Source organism: Streptomyces sp. NWU339 (assembly GCF_003143855.1).
Taxonomy (GTDB): Bacteria; Actinomycetota; Actinomycetes; order Streptomycetales; family Streptomycetaceae; genus Streptomyces.
This window is the reverse complement of the sequence record NZ_QFRK01000055.1, coordinates 16,505-38,329: the sequence shown is the minus strand read 5'-3', so window position 1 is coordinate 38,329 and position 21,825 is coordinate 16,505. Positions and strand designations below refer to the sequence as shown.

18 protein-coding genes and 3 pseudogenes are annotated in these 21,825 nt (G+C 72.6%); 9 read left to right on the top strand and 12 right to left on the bottom strand.

Going from position 1 to position 21,825, the window contains the following annotated elements:
* Positions 1 to 25: 25 nt before the first annotated feature.
* Both DIZ27_RS37075 and DIZ27_RS37070 read right to left on the bottom strand, forming a co-directional pair.
* Positions 26 to 922, bottom strand: a complete 897-nt coding sequence (locus tag DIZ27_RS37075; RefSeq protein WP_109382796.1) for an NAD(P)-dependent oxidoreductase — start codon at positions 920 to 922, stop codon at positions 26 to 28.
* A 214-nt stretch (positions 923 to 1,136) separates the two neighbouring features.
* Positions 1,137 to 2,375, bottom strand: a complete 1,239-nt coding sequence (locus tag DIZ27_RS37070) for an ROK family protein (RefSeq protein WP_109382785.1) — start codon at positions 2,373 to 2,375, stop codon at positions 1,137 to 1,139.
* Between the two features lie 301 nt (positions 2,376 to 2,676).
* Here DIZ27_RS37070 and DIZ27_RS37065 point away from each other — a divergent pair, with 301 nt between their 5' ends.
* The gene (locus DIZ27_RS37065) at positions 2,677 to 3,810 is read left to right on the top strand and encodes a methyltransferase (protein WP_109382784.1); all 1,134 of its coding nucleotides are present in this window, start codon (positions 2,677 to 2,679) and stop codon (positions 3,808 to 3,810) included.
* Between the two features lie 26 nt (positions 3,811 to 3,836).
* Here DIZ27_RS37065 and DIZ27_RS37060 read toward each other — a convergent pair whose 3' ends face one another.
* Together DIZ27_RS37060 and DIZ27_RS37055 are read right to left on the bottom strand one after the other, a co-directional pair.
* Positions 3,837 to 4,691 carry a class II fructose-bisphosphate aldolase gene (locus DIZ27_RS37060; RefSeq protein ID WP_109382783.1) on the bottom strand — a complete coding sequence of 285 codons (855 nt, stop codon included), beginning with the start codon at positions 4,689 to 4,691 and terminating at the stop codon, positions 3,837 to 3,839.
* A 50-nt stretch (positions 4,692 to 4,741) separates the two neighbouring features.
* Complete coding sequence (locus DIZ27_RS37055; protein ID WP_109382782.1) at positions 4,742 to 5,623, bottom strand: SIS domain-containing protein; 882 nt, start codon at positions 5,621 to 5,623, stop codon at positions 4,742 to 4,744.
* A gap of 168 nt (positions 5,624 to 5,791) precedes the next feature.
* Between DIZ27_RS37055 and DIZ27_RS37050 the strand changes: the two genes are divergently transcribed.
* Together DIZ27_RS37050 and DIZ27_RS37045 are read left to right on the top strand one after the other, a co-directional pair.
* The gene (locus DIZ27_RS37050; RefSeq protein WP_109382781.1) at positions 5,792 to 6,571 is read left to right on the top strand and encodes a DeoR/GlpR family DNA-binding transcription regulator; all 780 of its coding nucleotides are present in this window, start codon (positions 5,792 to 5,794) and stop codon (positions 6,569 to 6,571) included.
* Positions 6,572 to 6,652: 81 nt separating this feature from the next.
* Positions 6,653 to 8,494 carry a glycoside hydrolase family 15 protein gene (locus DIZ27_RS37045; RefSeq protein WP_109382780.1) on the top strand — a complete coding sequence of 614 codons (1,842 nt, stop codon included), beginning with the start codon at positions 6,653 to 6,655 and terminating at the stop codon, positions 8,492 to 8,494.
* Between the two features lie 3 nt (positions 8,495 to 8,497).
* On the opposite strand, the gene DIZ27_RS37040 is transcribed toward DIZ27_RS37045, so the two are convergent.
* On the bottom strand, positions 8,498 to 8,680 hold the full coding sequence (locus DIZ27_RS37040; protein ID WP_146229060.1) for a hypothetical protein: 183 nt from the start codon (positions 8,678 to 8,680) through the stop codon (positions 8,498 to 8,500).
* Between the two features lie 237 nt (positions 8,681 to 8,917).
* On the opposite strand from DIZ27_RS37040, the gene DIZ27_RS37035 reads away from it, so the two are divergent.
* Positions 8,918 to 11,200, top strand: coding sequence for a cation-translocating P-type ATPase (locus tag DIZ27_RS37035; RefSeq protein WP_109382778.1), 2,283 nt, complete (start codon positions 8,918 to 8,920; stop codon positions 11,198 to 11,200).
* Positions 11,201 to 11,663: 463 nt separating this feature from the next.
* Complete coding sequence (locus DIZ27_RS37030; RefSeq protein WP_109382777.1) at positions 11,664 to 12,335, top strand: phosphatase PAP2 family protein; 672 nt, start codon at positions 11,664 to 11,666, stop codon at positions 12,333 to 12,335.
* A gap of 66 nt (positions 12,336 to 12,401) precedes the next feature.
* On the opposite strand, the gene DIZ27_RS37025 is transcribed toward DIZ27_RS37030, so the two are convergent.
* Together DIZ27_RS37025 and DIZ27_RS37020 are read right to left on the bottom strand one after the other, a co-directional pair.
* Positions 12,402 to 13,193: a response regulator gene (locus DIZ27_RS37025; RefSeq protein ID WP_109382776.1), complete on the bottom strand. Its 792-nt coding sequence runs from the start codon at positions 13,191 to 13,193 to the stop codon at positions 12,402 to 12,404.
* Positions 13,190 to 13,741: pseudogene (locus tag DIZ27_RS37020) on the bottom strand (sensor histidine kinase); the annotation flags it as partial. The pseudogene DIZ27_RS37020 and the gene DIZ27_RS37025, both read right to left, overlap by 4 nt.
* A 1-nt stretch (position 13,742) precedes the next feature.
* On the opposite strand from DIZ27_RS37020, the pseudogene DIZ27_RS37015 reads away from it, so the two are divergent.
* Positions 13,743 to 14,588: pseudogene (locus tag DIZ27_RS37015) on the top strand (cellulose binding domain-containing protein); the annotation flags it as partial.
* A 90-nt stretch (positions 14,589 to 14,678) separates the two neighbouring features.
* On the opposite strand, the gene DIZ27_RS37010 reads toward DIZ27_RS37015, so the two are convergent.
* A complete protein-coding gene (locus tag DIZ27_RS37010) occupies positions 14,679 to 15,383 on the bottom strand; it encodes a class F sortase (protein WP_375232047.1) in 705 nt (234 codons plus the stop codon).
* Positions 15,384 to 15,501: 118 nt separating this feature from the next.
* Positions 15,502 to 16,410: a hypothetical protein gene (locus DIZ27_RS37005; RefSeq protein WP_109382773.1), complete on the bottom strand. Its 909-nt coding sequence runs from the start codon at positions 16,408 to 16,410 to the stop codon at positions 15,502 to 15,504.
* A 293-nt stretch (positions 16,411 to 16,703) separates the two neighbouring features.
* On the opposite strand from DIZ27_RS37005, the gene DIZ27_RS37000 reads away from it, so the two are divergent.
* Positions 16,704 to 16,973, top strand: a complete 270-nt coding sequence (locus DIZ27_RS37000; RefSeq protein ID WP_109382772.1) for a DUF6332 family protein — start codon at positions 16,704 to 16,706, stop codon at positions 16,971 to 16,973.
* Here DIZ27_RS37000 and DIZ27_RS36995 read toward each other — a convergent pair.
* Positions 16,934 to 17,149: pseudogene (locus DIZ27_RS36995) on the bottom strand (response regulator transcription factor); the annotation flags it as partial. The gene DIZ27_RS37000 and the pseudogene DIZ27_RS36995 sit on opposite strands and share 40 nt — an antisense overlap.
* Positions 17,150 to 17,541: 392 nt before the next feature.
* Positions 17,542 to 18,240, bottom strand: coding sequence for a TetR/AcrR family transcriptional regulator (locus DIZ27_RS36990; protein ID WP_109382771.1), 699 nt, complete (start codon positions 18,238 to 18,240; stop codon positions 17,542 to 17,544).
* A gap of 155 nt (positions 18,241 to 18,395) precedes the next feature.
* Between DIZ27_RS36990 and DIZ27_RS36985 the strand changes: the two genes are divergently transcribed.
* On the top strand, positions 18,396 to 18,851 hold the full coding sequence (locus DIZ27_RS36985; RefSeq protein WP_109382770.1) for a nitroreductase/quinone reductase family protein: 456 nt from the start codon (positions 18,396 to 18,398) through the stop codon (positions 18,849 to 18,851).
* Here DIZ27_RS36985 and DIZ27_RS36980 read toward each other — a convergent pair.
* A complete protein-coding gene (locus DIZ27_RS36980) occupies positions 18,841 to 20,094 on the bottom strand; it encodes a geranylgeranyl reductase family protein (RefSeq protein ID WP_109382769.1) in 1,254 nt (417 codons plus the stop codon). The genes DIZ27_RS36985 and DIZ27_RS36980 overlap by 11 nt on opposite strands.
* 231 nt (positions 20,095 to 20,325) lie before the next feature.
* Between DIZ27_RS36980 and DIZ27_RS36975 the strand changes: the two genes are divergently transcribed.
* On the top strand, positions 20,326 to 21,687 hold the full coding sequence (locus DIZ27_RS36975; RefSeq protein ID WP_109382768.1) for a dipeptidase: 1,362 nt from the start codon (positions 20,326 to 20,328) through the stop codon (positions 21,685 to 21,687).
* Positions 21,688 to 21,825 lie beyond the last annotated feature (138 nt).

The window sequence follows — 21,825 nt, the reverse complement described above, 5'->3', positions numbered from 1 at the left end:
TCCCCGGACGCTTCGTACCGGGTGCTCAGGTGGTGGACTCGTCGTGACGGGCGAAACTGGCGTAATAGGCGGCGGCCATGTCCTCATCACCGTGGCCTTGGGCCGCGGCGCGTTCCAGGCGTTCGGCGCCGGCTGCGGCCACGTCCAGGCGTACACCGTGCTGTTCGCCGGCCCGGACGATCAGACCGGCGTCCTTGGCGGCGGTGGTCACGGCGAACTGGGCCGGGGTCAGCGGCCCGTCCAGGATCAGCCCCGCCTTGGCGCGCAGGTAGCCCATGTCGAGCGGGCCGCCCGCGATGAGGTCGAAGAAGCCGCCGGGGTCGACGTCCAGCGCCTCGGCCAGGGCGAGGGTCTCCCCCACGGCGGAGGTGACCGCGAGGATCCAGCTGTTGACCACGAGTTTGAGCCGGGTCGCGCTGCCGGCCGCCCCGTCCTCGCCGGTCCACACGGTGCGGGCGCCGACGGCGTCGAACACCGGGGTCACCGTGGTCCTGCCTTCGGCCGGTCCGGCGGCGATCACGGTCAGCTGTCCGGCCTCGGCCGGCTGCCGGGTGCCCAGCACCGGGGCGTCGTAGAAGATCAGGCCGTGCTCGCGCGCGAAGCCGGCCAGCTCGGCGACACCCTCGAGACCGGCGGTGGTGGACTGCGCCCAGACGGTGTCGCGCCGCAGGGCGGGGGCGGCCAGCCGCATCGTCTCCAGCGTGGCGGGACCGTCGTAGAGCATGGTCAGGACGACGTCGGCGGACTCGACCGCCTCGGCGGGGGTGCCGGCGACGTGTGCGCCGTCGGCGGCGAGCGGGTCGGCCTTGGCGCGGGTGCGGTTCCAGACACGGACGGCGTGGCCGGCCCGGGCGAGGTTGCGGGCCATCGCGGCACCCATGATGCCGGTGCCCAGGACGGTCACGGTGAGCTGGTCGGTCATGGCCTCGGCTTTCTGCGGGTCGGGGCGGTCGCTCCGTGTGCGGTGGGCAGTGCCGCGTGCTCCGGTCCCGGGTCCGGGGCGAGTGTCCCGGGCTCGGTCGGCGCGCGCACTGTCCGTCAGTGCTTCGCCGATCACTTTTCGTGGATCATTGTGCGGTCCCCGGCCGTGGTTCCGCCTGTCGACTCGGGCATCCGCCTGCCCACCGGCCGGACCGTCATGCCAGGGCCCCCAGCGGATCGTCGAGGACCGGCTGCCAGGCCAGTTCGGCGGCGCCGACCAGGCTGTTGTGGTCCAGGGTGCAGGCCAGGATCGGAACGCCGCCGCTGCGGCCCCACAGGCTGCGGTCGGCAACAACGGCGCGCAGCCGGTCCGGGGCGGCGTCCAGGAGGGTGCCGTGCAGGCCGCCGAGGATGATCCGGTCCGGATTGAGGATGTTCACCAGGCCGGCGAGACCCAGCCCCAGGCGGTCGACGAGGGTGGCGACGGCGGCGCGGACGGCCGGGTCGTCGTAGTGCTCGTGGATCAGTGTGTCGGCCTGTTTGAGAAGGGACATCTCGGGGCCGGGTTCGCGTCCGGCCGCGGTGAGGAAGGCGAGCGGGTCGGCCTCCACGTCCAGGCAGCCCCGGCTGCCGCAGTAGCAGGGGCGGCCCCCGGGGTTGACGGCGAGGTGGCCGACCTCCAGGGCGAGACCGGAACTGCCGGTGTGCAGACGGCCGTCGAGCACCAGCGCGCCGCCGACGCCCCGGTGGCCGGTGGCCACGCACAGCAGGTCGCGCGAGCCGCGCCCCGCGCCGTGCCGGTGCTCGGCGAGGGCGACGAGGTTGACGTCGTTCGCCGCGAAGGCGGGGCCGTCGAGACCGGCGGCGCGCACCTGCTCGGCGAAGATCTCCCGCACCGGGGCACCCGTGGGCCAGGCCAGGCGCAGCGGGCTGAACACCAGCCCCTCCGGTTCGGCCACCGCGGACGGCACGGAGAGCCCCGCTCCGACACACCGGCGTCCGGTCTCACGGAGCAGTTCGGCGCCGGCCGCGACGACGGAGCCGAGCACCTTCGCCGGGTCGGCGTCGAGGACCTCGCTGCCGGGCGCGGTGGCGACGATCCGGCCGCCGAGGCCGACGAGGGCGGCCCGGAACCCGTCGGAGTGCACCTGCGCGGCCAGTGCCACCGGTCCGTCCTCGGCGATCGAGAGCCGGTGCGAGGGCCTGCCCTGCGAACCGGCGGCCGCGCCGGGCCGGGCGTCCACCCTGATCAGGCCGAGTGCCTCCAGTTCGGCGGCGACGGCGCCGGCGGTCGCCCGCGTCACGCCCAGTTCCGCGGTGAGCACCGCACGGGTCGGGGCACGTCCGGTGTGCACGAGCTCCAACGCGGGCCCGAGCGCTCCGCGTCCCCGGTCCAGCCGCGTCCTCGAGGTGGTTCCTTCCCCCGCCGGCCGGGGGTCCGCCTTCCCGCTCATGAGGGTGAGTCTCCCATGATCCGAAACGCCGGCGGGCTGTCGGCCGCCCGCCCGGAGCGGGATGCTCGGCCGCCCGGCAGGTCCCCACTCCGGTGGTGCCGTACCCGTGTGCACGCGTGGGCCCCCGTGGTGGGCGAGCCGTGACGGCCCGTCGAAACGGAGGACACGGGCGTCACCGAGGTCGGGCTGTTCCCCCCGGGCCCGGGGGGAACAGCCCGGTGCCCGAGGTCTCCCTCCCGTCCGACACCGCCCGAGCTGGAACTCCGGGCTCCGCTAGCCTGGTCGCACGATGAACGACCGTATGACGACTCCGTGGGGCGCGCCGGTGCTGGCCCGCTTCCCCGAGGACCCCCGCGACAGGCTGCGCGCCTGGGACGCCTCCGACGAGTACCTCCTCGGGCATCTCGACCGGGAGCCGATCCCGCTGGACGGCACGGTCGTGGTCGTCGGAGACCGCTGGGGGGCGCTGGTCACGGCGCTCGCCGCGCACCGGCCGACGCAGATCACCGACTCCTGGCTGGGGCAGGAGGCGACCCGCGCGAACCTGGCCCGCGCCGGTGTCGAGCCGGGCACGGTCCGACTGCTCACCACACAGGATCCGCCGCCGGGCCGGATCGATGTGCTGCTGGTGCGGGTGCCGAAGAGTCTGGCGCTGCTGGAGGACCAGTTGCTGCGGCTGGCGCCCGCGGTGCACGAGGGCACGGTCGTCGTCGGAACCGGCATGGTGAAGGAGATCCACACCTCGACGCTGAACCTCTTCGAGCGGATCATCGGCCCCACCCGGACCTCCCTCGCCGAGAAGAAGGCGCGGCTCATCTTCTGCACCCCGGACCCTGCCCTGGCCCGGCCCCCCAGTCCCTGGCCGTACAGCTACGCGCTGCCCGACGGCGTCGGCGCGGTCTCGGGCCGGACCGTCGTCAACCACGCGGGGGTCTTCTGCGCCGACCGGCTCGACATCGGCACCCGGTTCCTCCTGAAGCATCTGCCGACCGGGCGGACGGGCCTGCGGGTGGTGGACCTCGGGTGCGGCAACGGCGTCGTCGGTACGGCGGTGGCGCTGGCCGACCCGCGGGCCGAGGTGCTGTTCGTCGACGAGTCGTTCCAGGCGGTGGCGTCCGCGGAGGCCACGTACCGGGCCAACGGCGTACCCGGGCATGCCGAGTTCCGGGTCGGTGACGGCCTGGCGGGCGTGCCGGACGGCAGCGTCGACCTGGTACTCAACAACCCGCCGTTCCACTCCCACCAGGCGACCAGCGAGGCGACGGCCTGGCGCATGTTCACCGGCGCGAGGCGCACCCTGCGCCCCGGTGGTGAGCTGTGGGTGGTCGGCAACCGCCATCTGGGTTACCACGTGAAGTTGCGGCGGCTGTTCGGGAACAGTGAAGTGGTGGCGAGCGACCCGAAGTTCGTCGTTCTGAAGTCCGTGAAACGTTAGCGACGCAGTGCCCTTGACGGCCCGCTTCAGTGGGGGGTGAGCGTCACGATGATGTCCGCCACCGCGCGGGTCATCGCTTCCCGGCCCACGGTCAGGTAGCCGCGGGAGTCGACCGCTTCGGGGTGGGCGGCGAGGAAGTTCCTGATGGCGCCGGTCATGGCGACGTTCAGGGCGGTGCCGATGTTCACCTTGGCGATGCCCGATCCGACGGCCGCGGTGAGTTCGGTGTCCGGCAGGCCCGAGGACCCGTGCAGGACGAGGGGGACGTCCAGGGTCGCGGAGAGGCGTTCGAGGAGAACGTGGTCGAGGGTGGCGGTGCGGGTGGTCATGGCGTGGGTGGTGCCGACGGCGACGGCCAGGGCGTCCACGCCGGAGTCGGCGACGAAGGCGCGGGCCTGGTCGGGGTCGGTGCGGGCGCCGGGCGCGTGGGCGTCCAGCGGCGGCGTTTCGCCCTTGCCGCCGATCTCCCCCAGTTCCGCCTCGATCCACAGGCCCCGGGCGTGCGCCCAGTCGACGGCCGCCCGGGTCGCGGCGAGGTTCTCGGCGTAGGGCAGCCGGGCCGCGTCGTACATCACGGAGCCGAAGCCGGCGTCCGCGGCCTGGCGCAGCAGGGCGTCGCTCCGGACGTGGTCGAGGTGCAACGCGACGGGAACGGCGGCGCGTTCGGCGGCGGCGACGGCGGCGCGGGCGAGCGGCAGCAGACGGCCGTAGCGGAACTTGACCGCGTTCTCGCTGACCTGGAGGACCACGGGGGCGTTCACCGACTCGGCCCCGGCGATGACGGCTTCGACGTGTTCCAGCGTGATGACGTTGAACGAGGCGACGGCGGAGCCTGCCGCGGCGGCGCGGTCGACGAGTTCGCCGGTGGTGGTGAGGGGCACGTGCGCTCCTTTTCGGCCTTTTCCGGTCTTTTCCGGTCCTTCCGGCGGGGTCAGGGCTCGAGAACGACTGAGCGGGTGAGGTGGCGGGGGCGGTCGGGGTCGAGTCCGCGGGCCTCGGCGACGGCGACGGCGAGGCGCTGGGCGCGGACGAGTTCGGCCAGCGGGTCGAGGGTGCCCTGGATCCACGATCCACCGGTGTCCCGTACCTGCGCGGCCAGACCGTCCGGCGCGTCGCCCAGCATCCAGGTAGCCGTACCACGCGTGGTGACGCTGATGGGGCCGTGCCGGTATTCCATGGCCGGGTAGGCCTCCGTCCACGCCAGGGCGGCCTCCCGCATCTTCAGACCCGCCTCGTGGGCGAGGCCCACGGTCCAGCCTCGACCGAGGAAGGTGAACTGGGTGCAGTGCACGAGCCCTTCGGGCAGCGGCCGCGCGAGGGCGGTTCGCGCGTCCTCGACGACCGTTTCGGTGTGCAGGCCGAGGTGGGCGCGGAGCAGGGTGAGGGCCGTGGTCGCGAACCGCGTCTGGACGACGGAGCGTTCGTCCGCGTAGTCGAGTACGACGGTCTCGTCCGCCGATGTCGTCACGGCGGTGTCCGGGTCGGCGGTGAGCGCGGTGGTGCGGGTGCCGCCCTTCAACCGGTCGAGCAGGTCCAGGACTTCGGTGGTGGTGCCGGAGCGGGTGAGGGCGACGACGTGATCGTAGGCACGTCCGTGCGGGAACTCCGAGGCGGCGAAGGCGTCCGTCTCGCCCTGGCCCGCTCCCTCGCGCAGGGCCGCCACCGCCTGCGCCATGAAGTACGAGGTGCCGCAGCCGACGACCGCGACCCGCTCCCCCGGTGCCGGGAGGACCCGGGTGTGTTCGGCCGCCTGCGTCGCGGCCCGCGTCCAGCACTCGGGCTGACTCGTCAGTTCGTCCTCGGCATGCGTCATGTCCGCCCCACCCTTCTCGGTGATTGTTGTTGCAAGATAGAGCGGAGTTTCAAGCACGATCAAGCATCCGAGCAGAGATCGTCGGGTGCGTCGGCGTCTGTCCGGCGGACAGGCGCTAAGGTCGCCGGAGGCCGGGAGACGGCAGGTGACCGCAGGACGGGAGGGCGGATGTCGCGGGACGCCCGCTGGCAGGCGCTGCTGGAACTGCTCGTCGAGCGGGGCCGGCTGGACGTGGACGAGGCCGCCGCCGAACTGGAGGTGTCGGCCGCGACGATCCGCCGGGACTTCGACACCCTCGCCGGGCAGCAGATGCTGGTGCGCACCCGGGGCGGAGCGGTGGCGCACGGGGTGTCGTACGAGCTGCCGCTGCGCTACAAGACCGCTCGCCGCGCTTCCGAGAAGCAGCGGATCGCCGAGGCGGTGGCGGGCCTCCTCACACCGGGCGAGGCGGTCGGGCTGACCGGCGGCACCACCACCACGGAGGTGGCGCGTGCGCTGGTGGTACGCGGCGATCTCGCGGCCGGATCGCCCGCGCTGACGGTGGTGACCAACGCGCTCAACATCGCCAATGAACTCGCCGTGCGCCCACAGTTCAAGATCGTGGTGACGGGCGGTGTGGCGCGGGCCCAGTCGTACGAGCTGGTCGGGCCGCTCGCGGACGGGGTGCTGGGGCAGATCACGCTCGACGTGGCGGTGCTCGGCGTCGTCGCCTTCGACGTCGTGCACGGCGCGGCGGCGCACGACGAGGCGGAGGCGGCGATCAACCGGCTGCTGTGCGAGCGGGCCGAGCGGGTGATCGTGGCGGCCGATTCCAGCAAGCTGGGCCGGCGGGCGTTCGCCCGGATCTGTTCGGCCGAGTCGGTGGACACCCTGGTCACGGACGCGGCGGCGGCCCCGGAGACGGTGCGCAGGTTCGAGGAGGCGGGACTGCGCGTCGTCGTGGCGTGAACCGCGCACCGCGGGCCGGCCGGCCGGGCCTGCCTAAGCTGGCAGACAGAGCGGCACGTACCGCGGGCCAGGGAGGCTGCGATGGACGGAACGGCGAGGGAGCGGGGAACGTCCGGCGGGCAGCGGTACGCGCCGATAGCCGATCACGGCCTGATCGGCGATCTGCGCAGCGTGGCGCTGGTGGCGACCGACGGCACCATCGACTGGTACTGCTGCCCGGACTTCGACGCGCCCAGTGTCTTCGCCTCGATCCTGGACGCCGAGCGCGGGGGCTCCTTCGAGCTGACGGCGGCCGTGCCGGCGCGCACCAAGCAGTTCTACTTCCCCGACACCAATGTCCTGATCACCAGGTTCTTCACCGAGGACGGCGTGGGTGAGGTGCAGGACTTCATGCCGGTCACCGGGGAGCCGGAGCCGACCGAGGAGGGCCGGCACCGGCTGATCCGGCGGGTGCTGTGCGTGCGCGGCGCCCTCCCGTTCCGGATGCGGGCGGCTCCGCGGTTCGAGTACGGCACCCGGCCGCACGCCCTGCGGCTGGCCGGCGAGCTCGCGGTGTTCGAGTCCGAGGCGCTGTCCCTCGCGCTCACCTCGACCGTCCCGCTGGAGGCCGACGGTCCGGACGTGCGGGCCGACTTCAAACTGGCGGAGGGCGAGACCGCGGTGTTCGCCCTGGACCAGGTCGGCGGCGAGGTGGCCCCCCGCCACTGCGCGCACCGGGAGGCGGAGGAGCAGTTCGGCACCACGGTGCGGTACTGGCGGCACTGGCTGTCCTCCTCCCGTTACCGCGGCCGGTGGCGGGAGATGGTGCACCGCTCCGCCCTCACCCTGAAGCTGCTCACCTACGCGCCGACCGGGGCGATCGTGGCGGCGCCCACGACGAGCCTGCCGGAGGAGCTCGGCGGGGAGCGCAACTGGGACTACCGGTACGTGTGGATGCGGGACGCGGCCTTCTGCGTGTACGCGCTGCTGCGGCTGGGCTTCTCCGAGGAGGCCAAGGCGTTCATGGGGTTCGTGTCCCGGCACGTCAGTCCCGGCGCCGGGTGCCCCTCCGGCCCGCTGCAGATCATGTACGGCATCGACGGCCGCACCGACTTGTCCGAGCGCGAACTCGGCCATCTGGAGGGGTACCGGGGTTCGGCACCGGTGCGGGTCGGCAACGCGGCGGCCGACCAACTGCAGCTCGACATCTACGGGGCGCTGATCGACTCCGTCTACCTGTACGACAAGTGGGCCGAGCCGATCTCCAGCGAGCAGTGGGACCGCGTGTGCGCGCTGGTGGACTGGGTGTGCACGCACTGGGACCAGCCCGACGAGGGCATCTGGGAGACGCGCGGCGGACGCAGGAAGTTCCTCTATTCGCAGCTGATGTGCTGGGTGGCGATCGAGCGGGCCGTCCGCATGGCCACCCGGCGCGGTCTGCCCGCCGACCTTCCCGGCTGGCGGGCGAGCCGTGACACCATCTACCGGCGGATCATGAGCCACGGCTGGTCCGAGGCACGCCGGGCCTTCGTGCAGCACGAGGACGGAGACGTGCTGGACGCGGCGGTGCTGATGATGCCGCTGACGAAGTTCATCGCGCCGACCGACCCGAAGTGGCTGTCCACGCTCGACTCCCTCACCAGGGATCTGGTGTCGGACTCGCTGGTCTACCGGTACGACCCGGAAGCGAGCCCGGACGGCCTGCGCGGCGACGAGGGCACGTTCTCCATCTGCTCGTTCTGGTACGTCGAGGCGCTGACCCGGGCCGGACGGCTCGATGAGGCGTCCCTCGCCTTCGAGAAGATGCTGACGTACGCCAACCACCTGGGCCTGTACGCCGAGGAGATCAGCCACACCGGGGAGCAGCAGGGCAACTTCCCGCAGGCGTTCACGCATCTCTCGCTGATCAGCGCCGCGTTCAATCTGGACCGCGCCCTGGGCTGAGTCTCAGTGGCCGCGGCCCGCGCCCTCGCCGGGCGCGGGTGACGCGGGGGTGTGTTTCTCGTCGTGCGCCGGTGCGGGCGCGCTGTCCGCGACGACCGGGTCCAGCCCCTGGCCGACGCCGTAGGCCGTGCCGAAGGTCGCGGCCAGGGCTGCGGCGAATGCGGTGATCTTCAATCCGGTATGCATGCTCATCTCTCCTCGGAAGCTCCTCGGCATCTCCCCGGAACAGCGCGACCGGCCCGGGGCCGGGTCGGTGTCCACACCCTCACAATACCCCTGAGGGGTATCCAATCAAGACTGGGCGATCCTTGAAATCAGATACCTCCGGGGGGTATATCTGGGAAGCGGGAGAGATACCCCCGACCCGTATACTGCAATCGGCTGCCGGCACGTTCCGGCCTGCCCTCGTCACCAGGAGCGCCCATGACCGTCCGTACAGCCGGCAACGAGACCGAGGCCGGGGCCCGGGGAGAGGTGGAGCTGGTCATCGGCGGGATGACCTGCGCCTCCTGCGCCGCGCGGGTCGAGAAGAAGCTCAACCGGATGGACGGAGTCACCGCCACGGTCAACTACGCCACCGAGAAGGCCCGGGTGTCGCACGACGGCGCGGTCACCGTCCAGGACCTGATCGCCACCGTCGAGGCCACCGGGTACACGGCGCGGGAGCCCGCACCGCCCGCGCGCGGGAACGAGCCCGCCTCCTCCGGCTCCACCGGATCCCCCGACGAGCTCCGGTCTCTGCGGGAGAGGTTGATCACGGCCGTGGTGCTGTCGGTGCCCGTCGTCGCGATGGCGATGATCCCGGCCCTGCAGTTCGAGTACTGGCAGTGGCTGTCCCTGACGCTGGCGGCACCGGTCGTGACGTACGCGGCGTGGCCCTTCCACCGGGCGGCGTTCACCAACGCGCGGCACGGTGCGGCCACCATGGACACATTGGTCTCGGTCGGCACCTCGGCGGCGTTCCTGTGGTCGCTGTGGGCGCTCTTCTTCGGCACCGCCGGCACCCCGGGCATGACCCACCCCTTCGAACTGACCATCGCCCGTTCGGACGGCGCCGGGAACATCTATCTGGAGGCCGCCGCGGGCGTCACCGCGTTCATCCTGGCCGGGCGGTACTTCGAGGCGCGCGCCAAGCGGAAGGCTGGCGCGGCGCTGCGGGCGCTGATGGAACTGGGCGCGAAGGACGTCACCGTGCTCCGGCCCGACGGGCGCGAGGAGACGGTGCCCGTCGAGGAGTTGGCGGTCGGCGACCGTTTCCTGGTACGCCCCGGCGAGAAGATCGCGACCGACGGGGCAGTCGTCGAGGGCACCTCGGCGGTGGACGTCTCCATGCTCACCGGAGAGTCCGTGCCGGTGGAAGTGGCCCCCGGGGACGCGGTCACCGGGGCCACGCTCAACGCGGGCGGGCGTCTCGTCGTGGAGGCCACCCGGGTCGGCTCCGACACCCAGCTCGCCCGGATGGCGAAGATGGTGGAGGACGCGCAGAACGGGAAGGCCGCCGCGCAGCGGCTCGCGGACCGGATCTCCGCGGTCTTCGTGCCGATCGTGATCGCGCTGGCCCTGGGCACGCTGGGCTTCTGGCTGGGCAACGGCGCCGGGCTGACCGCCGCGTTCACCGCCGCCGTGGCCGTACTGATCATCGCCTGCCCGTGCGCCCTCGGCCTCGCCACACCGACCGCGCTGATGGTCGGCACCGGGCGCGGCGCGCAGCTCGGCATCCTCATCAAGGGCCCGGAGGTCCTGGAGTCCACCCGCCGCGTCGACACCGTGGTGCTCGACAAGACCGGCACGGTCACCACCGGCCGGATGGCCCTGCTCGCCGTGCACCCGGCCGAAGGGACCGACGAGGCCGACGTGCTGAGGCTGGCAGGCGCCCTGGAGCACTCCTCCGAGCACCCGATCGCCCGTGCCGTCGCCGCCGGCGCCCTGGAGAAGCTGGGCACGCTCCCCTCTCCCGAGGACTTCGGCAACGTGCCCGGACTCGGCGTCCAGGGTGTCGTGGAGGGCCATGCGGTGCTCGTCGGCCGGGAACAGCTGCTGGCGCAGTGGGAACTGAAGCTGCCGGCCGAGCTGGCGCGGGCCCTGGAGACGGCCCAGGCCGCCGGGCGCACCGCCGTCACGGTGGCCTGGGACGGCGAGGCGCGCGCGGTGCTGGAGATCGCCGACGCCGTGAAGGAGACCAGCCCCGAGGCGGTGCGCCGGCTGCGCGCGCTCGGCCTCCGGCCCGTCCTGCTGACCGGCGACAACGAGGCGGTGGCCCGGACCGTCGCCCGCGAGGTCGGGATCGCGCCGGAGGACGTCATCGCCGAGGTGCTGCCGCAGGACAAGGTGGATGTCGTCAAGCGCCTTCAGGCGGAAGGCCGCTCGGTCGCGATGGTCGGCGATGGTGTCAACGACGCGGCCGCGCTGGCCCAGGCCGACCTCGGGCTGGCCATGGGAACCGGCACGGACGCGGCCATCGAGGCCGGCGACCTGACCCTCGTCCGGGGCGACCTGCGGGCCGCGGCGGACGCGATCCGGCTGGCCCGCCGCACTCTCGGCACGATCCGGTCCAACCTGTTCTGGGCCTTCGCCTACAACGTCGCCGCGCTGCCGCTCGCCGCGGCCGGCCTGCTCAACCCGATGATCGCGGGGGCGGCGATGGCCTTCTCCTCGGTCTTCGTCGTCGGCAACTCCCTCCGCCTGCGTACCTTCCGGGCGGCCTGACCGGCGGCGGCCACCCGGACGGGTGTGACGGCCGGGCTGCGGCGGGGGCGCGGAGACGTACCGGGTGGATCACGCGTACCGTGGGCACCTGGTGATTCCCGGTCCACGGTGCGGGTGCGCCCAGGGCCTGTCCGGCGGGTCAGGCCGCGGGAACTCGACGGCGCCTCATCAGCGCCGGTGAGCGGGGCCTGGTGCGGTCAGCTGCAAGGCGGAGGAGGGAGTCGGTCGAGGTCTCCCCCGCTCATGGGGTCCCCCCGCTCGAGCGAAGCCGAGAGTGGGGGAAGCCGAGAGCTTGGGGAAGGAGCCATTGCGATCGACGACAACGCCGCAGGGGGTCCCCTCTGCTCGAAGAGCTTGAGGGGAGGGCGTGCATGCCCCGCGTCTGCGGCATGATCCGCCGGCCAGGCCCTGGCGAGCCCCGAACACACGGACCCCCTCCACAACGCCACCGCGGGAGAGACGAATGAACGAGCCGACCACCACCGACCAGGGCGGTACCCGTCCGCTCACCGAGCCCGCCCGGCCCGCCGACGGACTCCGTCGGATGGCGTCCGCCGTCCTCGGCGATCTCAGGGCCGTGGACGGTGCCCTGTACGCGGCGGTGGCGGCCACTCCCACCCCCACCCTCGACCGGGCCCTGCGCCGCCTCTCGCACGCGGCCGACCATTCGAAGATCTCGTTCGCCATCGCCGGTGCCCTCGCCCTGGGCGGGTCGCGGCAGCGCCGGGCCGCGCTCGTCGGCGTGGGGGCCATAGCCGTGGCGTCGGCGTCGGCCAATCTGCTCGGCAAGCGTCTGGTCCGCAGGGACCGGCCGGACCGGGAAGCCGCCCGGGTGACCGTGGACCGGCATGTCCCGATGCCCACCTCGGCTTCCTTCCCCTCCGGGCACACCGCGTCGGCGGTCGCCTTCGCCACCGCCGTAGGTACGGTCCTGCCCGCGGCCTCCGGCCCGCTCGGCGCACTGGCCGGCGCGGTGGGCTACTCACGCATCCATACGGGCGTGCACTACCCGGGAGACGTCGCCGCCGGCGCGGTTCTCGGCATCGCGAGCGCGGCCGCCGCCCTCGCCCTGGCGTCAGCCCGCCTCCCCGCCTCGTACGGAAGCGGAAGGCCACGCCCGTCCCGGGCCCGGTGACCGCCGACCGGGGAGGATGAACACCGTCCCCGGACCGCGCGGCCCGCCGGTCCCGGGACAGCACGCCTAGAGCCGCGCCCCGCCCCGCGGGCGGACCTCATCGGCCCGCCCGTCGGCCTGCCGCAGGGGTCGTCCGACGAACCGGTAGCGGCGTTCCGGCCGTCCCGCGGCCCCGTACCGCAGCGAGACCTCGGCCGTGCCCACGGTGTGGAAGTGCTCCAGGTAGCGGCGGGCGCTGACCCTGGAGACGCCGGTGAGGGCGGCGCACTCGGTGGCCGACAGCGTGCCGTCGGCCTCGCGCAGGGTGCGCTCGACCAGTTCGGCGGTCTCCACACTCATGCCCTTGGGCAGCATCGGAGCCGCGTACGTCACGACCGGCGCCGCCGCTCCGGCCAGCACCCGGTCCACGTCGGCCTGGCCACGCACGACCGTGCCCAGCAGCCGACCGCGCTGGACGGCGTACCGCTCCAGCCTGGCCCGCAGGTCCTCGAACTCGAACGGCTTGAGCAGATAGTCGACGACCCCGTGCCGGACCGCCCCGCGCACCGTCTCCGCCTCCCGCGCGGCGCTGATGGCCATCACGTCGCAGTCGTGCCCCGCGCTGCGCAGCCGGGGGATCACGTCGAGGCCGAACAGGTCCGGCAGATACAGGTCGAGCAGGACCAGATCGGGACGGAGTTCATCCACCGCGGCGACGGCCTGCTCACCGGTGCTGGCGACGCCGACGACCCGGCACGCCTCGACGCGGTCGACGAAGGCGCGGTGCACGCGGGCCACCATGAAGTCGTCGTCGACCACGAGCACGTCGATCGTGTCGGCGCGCGCGGGCCCGGCGTGCTCACCGTGCGTACTGGTCATCGGCCGGCTCCTTCCGCCACCGCGTCGGCGAGGTGGCTCACGGTCATGCGGGCGGTGAACATCGCTCCGTCCGGGGTGTTGGTCACCGAGATCTCACCGCCGTGACGTTCGCAGACGAGACGGGTGAGCGCCAGTCCGATACCGCGCTCGCCCTCCTGGGCGGCCTTGGTGGTGAAGCCGTGTGAGAAGACCTCGCGGGCCAGTTCGGGGGTGACTCCGGGGCCGGAGTCACGGACGACGATCTCCACACTGGCGGCGTCGGGGCGCAGTTCGACCTCGACCCAGGCGTCGTGCCCTCCCTCTCCGCCAGGGCCCCCGGCCCCCGGATCGGCACCCGGATCGCCCACGGTGGCCGCCGCGTCCACGGCGTTGTCCACGAGGTCGCCCACGACCGTCGCCACGTCGGCGGCGTCCTCGGGGGCCAGCCGGTCGAGGGCGCTGTCGTCGGAGATGCGCAGGGCCACCCTGCGTTCGGCGGCGAGGGATGCCTTCGCCGTCAGCAGGGCGGCGACGGCGGTGTCCCGCACCCGCCGGCTGAGCGTGACGTCGTCCGACGGCGACCCCGACGAGGACACCGTTCTGGCCGTCACCCGGCAGCTCGGGCTCGGCTACCTCGGCTGGTCCTGGAGTGGCAACGGCGGCGGGGTCGAATACCTGGACATGGTCGTGAACTTCGACCCGAACCGGCTGACCAGCTGGGGTGAGTGCCTCTTCAACGGCACCAACGGAATCGCGGCCACCTCCGAGGAGGCCGCGATCTACTCCTCCGGCCCGGGCGGTGACACCACGGCCCCGACCACCCCCGGCACGCCGGCCGTCTCCTCGGTGACCTCGTCGTCCGCCACTCTCTCCTGGACGGCGGCCACCGACACGAACGGAGTGACGGGCTACGACGTCGTCCGGATCGACGACGGTGACGAGACGGTCGTCACCACCACCGGCACCCCCGCGACTCTCACCGGCCTCTCCCCCGCGACCTCCTACACCTTCGCCGTGTACGCCCGCGACGCGGCCGGCAACCGCTCACAGCGTTCCGCCACGGTGACGGTCACCACGTCCTCCGGCGGGAGCCAGGGCACCTGCGAGATCGGCTACCGGGTGACGAACGAATGGCCCGGCGGCTTCCAGGGCGAGGTCACAATCCGCAACACCGGCGGCTCGGCGGTCGACGGCTGGACGCTGAGCTGGGTCTTCCCAGGCGCCCAGCGCATCACCCACATGTGGGGCGGCACCCCGGCCCAGACCGGTTCCGAGGTCAGTGTCGCCTCGGCCCCCTACACCGCGGCGATCCCCGCGGCCGGCTCCGTCACCCTCGGCTTCACGGCCACCACGACGGACCGCAATCCGAGTCCCTCGGCGTTCACCCTCAACGGGTCCGCCTGCTCCGCGGCCTGACGAACGCGCTGCCCGGAAGGGTGCCTTCCTCCCCCCTTCCGGGCAGCGAACCCATGCCGACGTCCGTCCGTGGCGGGCGGTCCGTCCGGGTCAGACCAGGTGGGCGAAGACCACCAGGTTCTCGGTGTAGTCCTTGGCCGCGCGGTCGTAGGCTCCGGAGCAGGTGATGAGCCGGACCTGGGCGTCGTCCGTGTCGGCGTAGACCCGCTCGTTGGGGAAGTCGTTCTTGGCGAACGACTCCGCGTGGTCGATCACGAACGTCGCGTTCCGCCCGTCGGCCCGCTCCACCGTGAACCAGTCGCCCTTCTCGAGTTCGGAGAGCCGGGCGAACACGGCCGGCGAGGTCTTCGTGTCCACGTGTCCGGCGATGATCGACGTTCCGTGCTCACCCGGGGACGCCCCGTCGGCGAACCAGCCGACCAGGTTGGTGTCGTCCGGCGGCGGTGCGTCGAGTTGGCCCGATGCTCCGATGGCGAGATCGGTGAAGGGCGCGTCGACGCCGATGTCAGGGATGCGGATCCGGGTCGGGGCGGACCGCGGCAGTTGCTTGCTCGTCGACGCGGTCATGGCGGGACCGGAGGCCGAAGGGGACGCCGATGGGGACATCACGGCGGAGGCCGCGGGGGGAGAGTGCGGGCCGCGGGCGTCGGCGGAGAGCTCCTCCCCGCCGCCGAGCAGGCTCACCGCAAGCACCAGGGCCGCCGTACCCCAGAAGATCGCCGTCATGAGGGCGCGCAGTCTCCGCCTCGCCGGAGTCGGATCGTTGTGGTCGGGGGAAAGGGGGCGGGCTGCCATCGGGGGACCACCTCATTCGGACACGGCAGCGAACACGGCATACGAAAAGGACGAGCCGGGGCCGCCGTACACGCGTCGCGCGTACGGCGGCCCCGGCTCCTATGACGTCAGGCATGGCTCAGGCCACGCTTCCGAAAGCTTTCTTGCGCTTCAGCGCGTAGGCACCGGCGCCGAGGACCGCCAGGGCAGCCAGGCCGCCGCCGGAGACAGCCGGGTCCGCGAGGCCGCCACCGCCGGCGTGCACTCCGCCGTGCGGCTTCTCCTTGTAGCCGCCCTCGTCGTTGTAGCCGCCCTCGTCGTTGTAGCCACCCTCGTCCTTGTAACCGCCCTCGTCCTTGTAGCCACCCTCGTCCTTCTTGCCCTTGTGCTCGCCGTCGTCGTGCTTGCCGCTCCAATCGCCCTCGTTCACGGCCGCGAGGGCCCCACCGCCGGTGTGCACTCCGCCGCGCGGCTTCTCCTTGTGGCCGCCCTCGCCCTTCTCGCCCTTCTCGCCCTTGCGCTCGTCGCCCCTCTCGTCCTTACCCTCGTCGCACCTCTCCTCCTCGCGCTCCTCGCACCTCTCGTCCTTGTACTCGTCCTCGTCCTCGTCGTTGTACTCGCCGTCGCCCCCGGCCACAGCGGTGAGGGCACCGCCGCCGGTGTGCACTCCGCCGCGCGGCTTCTCCTTGTGGCCGCCCTCGCCCTTCTCGCCCTTGCGCTCGTCGCCCCTCTCGTCCTTACCCTCGTCGCACCTCTCCTCCTCGCGCTCCTCGCACCTCTCGTCCTTGTACTCGTCCTCGTCCTCGTCGTTGTACTCGCCGTCGTCCCCGGCCACAGCGGTGAGGGCGCCGCCGCCGGCGTGCATTCCGCCATGCGGCTTGTCGTGCCTGCTGTCCTCGTCGTGGCGGCTGTCCTCCTCGTGCTCCTTGCTGTAGGAAGACTTGTCGTGGTCCGAGTCGCCCATATGGGCGGCAAAGGCTGCGGGCGCCCCGACCACGAGGGCCGCGGTGGCCGTCGCGGTGGCGAGCAGCATGCGGGCAGAGCGCATCTGACTGTCCTTCCGTCGGCGCACCCGGCTGCTGACACCTGGCCAGCACGGTTGACCGGGCCCCGACGTGATTAACCGTCAGTCATAAGAGTCGCTCCCACCATTCGAGGCGTTCACACGGGTTACGGCTTCACCCCGACGGCGTACCAGCGGGTGCTCACGGCGCCGTGCGGCCCCGGTCGCCGTCGCGCAGGCCGGGTCCGTGCAGTGCGGTCGGGTGAGCTGCTTGCCCGCCCGGCGCCGGGCTGCTTGACTTCGGGAAAGCCAAGCAGGGACTTGTTCCGGGGGCACAGGTGCGGCGGACTCAGGCCGAGCGGGACGCGATCACCATCGAGATCGGCTACGCCCTGTGCAGCGCGGCGTTCGCCGCGGCGGTCCTCTTCGGGGCGGTGGCAGGTCCCGCGCTCCTCTTCAGCCTCCCGGGCACCGTCGGAGGTCTCCTGCTCCATGCCGGGCTGGTGCTCGCGCCGGTTCTCTTCCTCGTGCGTGTGGCCAGTGTGCTGCTGCGGTTCCGGATGGTTTCTCAGCCCAGCCAGCCCGGCCGTACCAGGCCCGACTCGTAGGCCAGGACGACCAGTTGCGCCCGGTCACGGGCGCCCAGTTCGACCATGGGTCGGCTGACGTGGGTCTTGGCGGTGAGCGGGCTGACGACCAGGCGGCGGGCGATCTCCTCGTTGGACAGGCCGATGCCGACCAGGGCCCTCACCTCCCGCTCCCGTTCGGTGAGTTCGGACAGGGCTCCGGTGGCGGGTCCGTCGTCGATACGCGGCCGCAGTCGCCCCGCGTCCTGTTCGACGCGCACGCGCGCGTGCCGCGATCCCAAGTGCCGTATCCGGACACGACAGCAGCAGTCGCGCGAGGGGGTCCAGCGCCATCTGCTCGCCCGCCTGGGCGTGTTCGGCGAAGTGGGAGCCGATCGGCACGAAGGCCGTGAGAAGCGCGGTGGAACGCCGTACCGCCGCCGCCCGGGCGGGCCGGGGCCGCCACGTCCCCGGCGGCCCGCCTCGGCGCCCGTGCTGCTCGTCCATGCCCGTCACGCTGGACGACGGGTGTGGAGAGCGGCACCACCCCGGCGTCGTGATCACGTGTACTCCCGGCGAAGTAAGCCGTCAAGGGTGCCCGGGGACGCCGCTACGTCAGTGCCGGCAGGCCCACGGAGTGGGCGAGTCGGCCCACCGCGTGCCGGAAGAACGTCGCGCGGTCCTCCACGACCCGGTGGAACTGCCCGAACAGTTCGAACCCGATCAGTCCGTACAGCTCGGCCCAGGCCGCCACCATCGCCGCCACCACCTCCGGCGGGAGGTCCGGCGCGAGGTCGGCGGCCATCCGCTCGGCCTCCGGCCGCAGCCCGGCCGGAAGCGGGGGTTTCGCCAGTTCGGAGTCGCGCTGCGCGTCCCGCAGGACGTCCCTGAGCAGGAAACCCACACGAGCGGCGGCCGGGACGGTGGTCTCCGGCGCGCTGTATCCGGGCACCGGCGACCCGTAGATCAGCGCGTACTCGTGCGGGTGCCCGAGCGCCCAGTCGCGCACGCCCTCGCAGACCGCGGTCCAGCGCCGGGCCGGCGCGGCGCCGGCGACCGCACCATGGGCTGCTTCGGCGGCGTCGCCGAGGGAGTCGTAGGCGTCGATGATGAGCGCGGTCAGCAGGTCGTCGCGGCTCGGGAAGTACCGGTACATCGCGGAGGAGGCCATGCCGAGTTCTCGGGCCACGGCCCGCAGTGAGAGCTTGGCGGCGCCTTCCGCCGCGAGCTGCCTGCGGGCTGCTTCCTTGATGGCCGCGGTGACTTCGAGCCTCGCTCGGGCACGGGCGCCGTGTGCAGTACTGCTCATGCAGATCAGTGTCCCACGAACTCAGAGCAGCGCACACAAACAAGAGCAGTGCTCTTGCCTTGTCGCGTCGGCATCGTGCAGACTGAGGACACGGCGAGAGCAGCGCTCACAAAAGAGAGCAGCACTCTCCATGGCATTCCGACCGGAGGTCCCCGATGTCGTCGTCAACGCCCTACTACCGCAAGGGCAGTCCCATGGCCGTCCGGCTCAACAGCGTCATCGGCCGGCTGGCCCGACACGGGGTCAGCCTCGCCGGCGCCGCCGAGATGTCCGTCCGCGGCCGCACGAGTGGACGGATGCAACGCATCCCGGTCAACCCGCACACCTGGGACGGCGCGCAGTACCTGGTCTCGGCGCGCGGTCACTCCCAGTGGGTACGCAACATGCGCGTCGCCGGGGGCGGGGAACTGCGCGTCGGACGCAAGGTCCGCTCCTTCACCGCGGTGGAGCTTCCCGACGAGGAGAAGCTCCCGGTCCTGCGGACCTACCTGAAGAAGTGGGGCTGGGAGGTGAACCAGTACTTCCAGGGGGTCACCGCCGAGTCCTCCGACGAGGAGATCGTCGCGTCCGCCCCCGACCACCCGGTCTTCCGGATCACGGTCACGAACTGACGGACGCGCCCTCGGAGTCGGACCCGCCGCCCGCGGGGCGCCGGTCCAGCGCGGTCATGGCGCGGTGGGCCATCGGGTGGGTGCGGACCAGCTCGCCCAGTGTCGTCGCCCCGCGCGTGATGTCCCGGAACGCCCTCCAGGCGGGGCGGAAGCCGGTGAGGACGGCGTGGAACACTCCGGGACGCCGTTCGAACGCGGCCAGCATCCGTTTGCCGACGCTCATCTCGACCCCGAGTCCCGCCTTGACCGCGAAGGCGTAGTTCAGCGCCTGCCGGCGCGTGTCCACGGCGTCGTGCGCCTCGGCGATACGCACCGCCCACTCCCCCGCCAGCCGGCCCGAGCGCAGCGCGAAGGAGATGCCCTCGCGGGTCCAGGGTTCCAGCAGTCCGGCGGCGTCCCCGCACACGAGCACCCGGCCGCGTGAGAGCGGCGAGTCCTCGGTGCGACAACGGGTCAAGTGACCGGAGGAGATGCTCGGTTCGAAGCCGGCGAGGCCGAGGCGTCCGATGAAGTCCTCCAAGTACCGCTTGGTCGCGGCGCCTTCACCCCGTCGCGAGATCACACCGACGGTCAGCGTGTCCCCCTTGGGGAAGACCCACCCGTAACTGCCGGGCATCGGACCCCAGTCGATGAGCACCCGCCCTTCCCAGTCCTCGGCGACGGTCTCCGGCACCGGGATCTCCGCCTCCAGCCCCAGGTCGACCTGGTCGACCTTGACCCCGACGTGCGCCCCTATCCGGCCGGCGCTTCCGTCCGCGCCGACCACGGCCCGCGCGAGCACGGTCTCACCGCCCTGCAGGACGAGGGCGACCGTGCGGCGGTCCGGCACGGCCGAGCCGTGCTGCTCGACCCGCTGCACGGCGGCGCCGGTCCGCAGTTCGGCGCCCGCCTTCTGCGCGTGCTCCACCAGCCGGTGGTCGAACTCGGGCCGGTTGATCAGTCCGAACAGCATCTGCCTCGACCGGCGGGTGCGGGTGAAGCGGCCGTTGTGGGAAAACGTCACCGCGTGCACGCGGTCCTTCAGCGGAAGTTCGAAGCCGGGGGGCAGCGAGTCGCGCGAGGGGCCGATGATGCCGCCGCCGCAGGTCTTGTAGCGCGGCAGGTCCGCCTTCTCCAGCAGCAGCACGCGCCGCCCCGCGACCGCCGCCGCGTAGGCGGCCGAGGCCCCCGCGGGTCCCGCGCCCACCACGACGACGTCCCATACCTGCCGCGCGTCGTCCGCCGAAGAGTTCTCGCTGCTCACGATGGTCTACTGCTCCCGATCCAGCCGCCTGCCTCCCCCAAGCTCTCGGCTTCGCTCGAGCAGGGGGTACCCCATCTGTCTCCCGCATACTACGGCGACGATCACCCGAGGCCGCTGTGGGAGGATCGGACGGCATGGATGCCCCGTACAAGGGCCTCGCCCGTGCCGAATGATCGTCCCGCACACGAAAGTACGCATCCGTACAACGTCGCACCCACAAGGAGCGTGCCCATGTCGTCGAATCCGGTCGCCGTGACCGTCGCCTCACTGATGCCCCGGGCGAAGGAGGAGCTCGCCGAACTGGTGGCCTTCAGGTCGGTGGCGGACTTCGACCAGTTCCCGCGCAGTGAGAGCGAGGGCGCCGCGCGCTGGATCGCGGACGCGCTCACCGCCGAGGGGTTCCAGGACGTGGCCCTCCTCGACACCCCGGACGGGACCCAGTCGGTGTACGGCTACCTCCCCGGCCCCGAGGGGGCGAAGACAGTGCTCCTGTACGCCCACTACGACGTGCAGCCGCCGCTGGACGAGGCGGGCTGGGACACCCCGCCGTTCGAACTGACCGAGCGGGACGGCCGCTGGTACGGGCGCGGGGCCGCCGACTGCAAGGGCGGCGTGCTCATGCATCTGCTGGCCCTGCGCGCTCTCAAGGCCAACGGTGGTGTGCCCGTCAACGTCAAGGTGATCGCCGAGGGGTCGGAGGAACAGGGCACCGGCGGCCTGGAGCGGTACGCCGAGCAGCACCCCGAGCTCCTGGTGGCCGACACCGTCGTCATCGGTGACAGCGGCAACTTCCGCGCCGGTCTGCCGACGGTGACCGCCACCCTGCGCGGCATGACACTCGTGCGGCTGCGGGTCGACACCCTCGAAGGCAACCTGCACTCGGGCCAGTTCGGCGGCGCCGCCCCCGACGCCCTGGCCGCCCTGGTCCGTGTCCTGGACTCGCTGCGCGCCGAGGACGGCAGCACGACCGTCGACGGGCTGGCCGGCGACAGCACGTGGGACGGGCTGCAGTACGACGACGAGCAGTTCCGCAAGGACGCCAAGGTGCTCGACGGCGTGGACCTGATCGGCTCCGGCACGGTCGCCGACCGTATCTGGGCCCGCCCGGCCGTCACCGTTCTCGGCATCGACTGCCCGCCGGTCGTCGGCGCCACCCCGTCCGTGCAGGCGAGCGCCCGCGCGCTGATCAGTCTGCGCGTGCCGCCGGGTGTGGACGCGGTCGAGGCGACCAAGCTGCTCCAGGCCCACCTGGAGGCGCACACGCCGTGGGGTGCGCGGGTGAGCACCGAGCAGATCGGTCAGGGCCAGGCGTTCCGCGCCGACACCACCAGCCCGGCCTACCGGGCCATGGCCGACGCGATGGCGGTCGCGTACCCGGGCCAGGAGATGAGCTACGCCGGTCAGGGCGGCTCCATCCCGCTGTGCAGCACCCTCGCGGCGCTCTACCCGCGGGCGGAGATCCTCCTCATCGGGCTGAGCGAGCCGGAGGCCCAGATCCACGCGGTGAACGAGAGCGTCTCCCCCGACGAACTGGAGCGGCTGTCGGTCACGGAGGCGCTGTTCCTGCGCAACTACGCGGCCGCCGTGAGCTGATCCCGCCGGGCCCGTCCGGCGTTCCGCCGCGTTGCCGCCGTGCGCGTATCCGGACACACGCGCGGCGGCAACGCTCCGCGCGGGCAGCGGACGCGGCCGGGGCGGCCCGCCGAGCCCACGAGGGCCGAGCGGCCCGCC

Excerpts from the sequence above, each read along its gene's own strand:
- DIZ27_RS36985 (WP_109382770.1), top strand. The coding sequence starts at position 18,396 with ATGTCGTCGTCAACGCCCTACTACCGCAAGGGCAGTCCCATGGCCGTC.
- DIZ27_RS37045 (WP_109382780.1), top strand. The coding sequence starts at position 6,653 with ATGGACGGAACGGCGAGGGAGCGGGGAACGTCCGGCGGGCAGCGGTAC.
- DIZ27_RS37030 (WP_109382777.1), top strand. The coding sequence starts at position 11,664 with ATGAACGAGCCGACCACCACCGACCAGGGCGGTACCCGTCCGCTCACC.
- DIZ27_RS36990 (WP_109382771.1), bottom strand. The coding sequence starts at position 18,240 with ATGAGCAGTACTGCACACGGCGCCCGTGCCCGAGCGAGGCTCGAAGTC.
- DIZ27_RS37010 (WP_375232047.1), bottom strand. The coding sequence starts at position 15,383 with ATGGCAGCCCGCCCCCTTTCCCCCGACCACAACGATCCGACTCCGGCG.
- DIZ27_RS37025 (WP_109382776.1), bottom strand. The coding sequence starts at position 13,193 with ATGACCAGTACGCACGGTGAGCACGCCGGGCCCGCGCGCGCCGACACG.
- DIZ27_RS37035 (WP_109382778.1), top strand. The coding sequence starts at position 8,918 with ATGACCGTCCGTACAGCCGGCAACGAGACCGAGGCCGGGGCCCGGGGA.
- DIZ27_RS37055 (WP_109382782.1), bottom strand. The coding sequence starts at position 5,623 with ATGACGCATGCCGAGGACGAACTGACGAGTCAGCCCGAGTGCTGGACG.
- DIZ27_RS37040 (WP_146229060.1), bottom strand. The coding sequence starts at position 8,680 with ATGCATACCGGATTGAAGATCACCGCATTCGCCGCAGCCCTGGCCGCG.
- DIZ27_RS37075 (WP_109382796.1), bottom strand. The coding sequence starts at position 922 with ATGACCGACCAGCTCACCGTGACCGTCCTGGGCACCGGCATCATGGGT.
- DIZ27_RS36975 (WP_109382768.1), top strand. The coding sequence starts at position 20,326 with ATGTCGTCGAATCCGGTCGCCGTGACCGTCGCCTCACTGATGCCCCGG.
- DIZ27_RS37050 (WP_109382781.1), top strand. The coding sequence starts at position 5,792 with ATGTCGCGGGACGCCCGCTGGCAGGCGCTGCTGGAACTGCTCGTCGAG.
- DIZ27_RS37005 (WP_109382773.1), bottom strand. The coding sequence starts at position 16,410 with ATGCGCTCTGCCCGCATGCTGCTCGCCACCGCGACGGCCACCGCGGCC.
- DIZ27_RS37065 (WP_109382784.1), top strand. The coding sequence starts at position 2,677 with ATGACGACTCCGTGGGGCGCGCCGGTGCTGGCCCGCTTCCCCGAGGAC.
- DIZ27_RS37070 (WP_109382785.1), bottom strand. The coding sequence starts at position 2,375 with ATGAGCGGGAAGGCGGACCCCCGGCCGGCGGGGGAAGGAACCACCTCG.